A 1,964-nucleotide genomic window follows, 5' to 3' on the forward strand; every position below is an offset into this window, starting at 1 on the left:
CAATCTTAGGGAAATAACAACAATGTTTTTACTAAAGTAAAAAACTTTCGGCGTAAAATTGTTATCTTCAAATTTTTTTCCAACAGAAAATAGTAAATCGTGTTTTTCAATCACAGAGCGTTTTGTTACAAATGACCATGCAGTTGTTGGTATCTCATCTTTAGACAATGCAGTTAATATTTGCTCACTTGTACACAAATCTTTTTGACGATAAAAACTTCCATGCCCATAATTACTGTCCAAAGCATTTCCAAATTCATCAATTCTACTATAACCAAAGATAAGTGTATCCGGTTGACTGTATTTATAGCAACTAGTCAAAATTGTCTCCACAAAATTGATTTCTATTTCATCATCTGAATCCAAAAAAAAGATATATTCTCCAGTTGCATTAAGTATACCGGTATTCCTGGCTGAAGATAAACCCTGATTAACTTGTTGTAACAACTTAAACGAAAATTCCTGTTCACTGCCTGCCATTATTTCTTTCAAAATTTGCATGCTTTCATCTGTTGATCCGTCATCAATATAAATAACCTCAAAATTCTTGTTCGTTTGTTTCACTAGAGAATTTACTAAACTACCAATATACTTCTCAACATTGTATATTGGAACAATAATAGATAAAAGAACATTTTTTTTCATTTGTATCTCCTCAAATATAATTACACTCCATATATTAGCCATTATATGACGTTAAGTCAAGTTTTTAGAGTAACAAACGTAGAATTTTAATCTATTTATTTTAAGCACTTACCTTTTCAAATTGATTAGGTGTAAGATACCCTAAACTTTGATGGATTCGTTTTGAATTATAAAAGGCTTCGATGTACCAGAAAATACTCTGATAGGCTTCTTCAAAGTTCTTATATTTAAATTGATACACCCACTCTCTTTTTAAATGTCCATGCCAAGATTCAAGACTGGCATTATGATAAGGGTATCCCCTTCGACTGAAAGAGTGAGTCATCCCATAATACTTAAGCAACTCTTCATACTCTAGACTCGTATACTGGCTTCCTTGGTCAGAATGAAGAATAACAGCTTCTGGATAGTCTTGTGATTTAATGGCCTTATTTAAAGTTCTTTGCACGGGTCTGTTGCGAAGTTTGAAAATCAAACGCGCCCTCTCTGAACTCCAAATATCTTAGGCTGTTATTCCCATTAATACCTTGATTTCAGTAGACACCGAAAAGCCGAAGAGCGTTCCATTTCTTCGGTTCTTTTTATATATTCCTCGAATGGTCTCCATGCCCTTAATCGTGGAAGAGGCTGTACGGAGACTTTGATAAAATTTATTCCGTCGTTTAATAGGTCGATGGTCTTGTTCTATTAAATTGTTAAGATACTTCACAGTTCGGTGCTCTGTCTTAGTATATAAACCCACACTCTGTAACTTTTAAAAGGCGGATCCAAGAGAAAGTGCTTTATCGGTCACAATTGCTTTCGGCTCACCAAACTGTTTATGGAGTCGTTTTAAGAAAGCATAGGCTGCTTGCGTATCCCGTTTCTTTCGTAACCAGATATCTAAGGTTAAGCCGTCCGTATCAATTGCACGATAAAGATAATGCCAACGTCCCTTAATTTTGATATAGGTTTCGTCCATTTTCCATGAATAGAAGGATTGTCTATTTTTCTTCTTCCAAAGATAATAGAGGACTTTGCTGTACTCTTTCACCCAACGATAAATCGTAGTATGACAAACATTTATTCCACGATCATATAACAATTCCTGAACTTCACGATAGCTTAGATTGTAACGCAGGTAGTAACCAACAGCGACAATAATGACGTCTTTTTTGAATTGTTTGCCTTTAAAATGATTCATTACTCTGTCCTCTCTGTCTTTTTTCTCAATTTTACACTAAAATAGATTTATCAGAAAACTTTGCAACAGAACCGATTTCTCAATCTTAGGTTTCACGATTTCAACATCACGAATTTCAACTGTCAACTGTTTTTCC

General features: G+C 34.3%; 1 protein-coding gene and 2 pseudogenes. All 3 read right to left on the reverse strand.

Translation table 11 applies throughout. The features are described 5' to 3' along the window. Positions 1-687: glycosyltransferase family 2 protein (locus tag ABT171_RS41485; RefSeq protein WP_351252124.1), on the reverse strand; the 687-nt coding region annotated here is incomplete at its 3' end. Between the two features lie 58 nt (positions 688-745). Further along, positions 746-1,093, reverse strand: a pseudogene (locus ABT171_RS41490) (integrase core domain-containing protein); the annotation flags it as partial. Between the two features lie 54 nt (positions 1,094-1,147). Then, positions 1,148-1,828, reverse strand: a pseudogene (locus ABT171_RS41495) (IS6 family transposase). Positions 1,829-1,964 lie beyond the last annotated feature (136 nt).

Origin of the sequence: Streptomyces sp. NPDC001851, from assembly GCF_040297165.1 — a bacterium.
Lineage (GTDB): Bacteria > Actinomycetota > Actinomycetes > Streptomycetales > Streptomycetaceae > Streptomyces.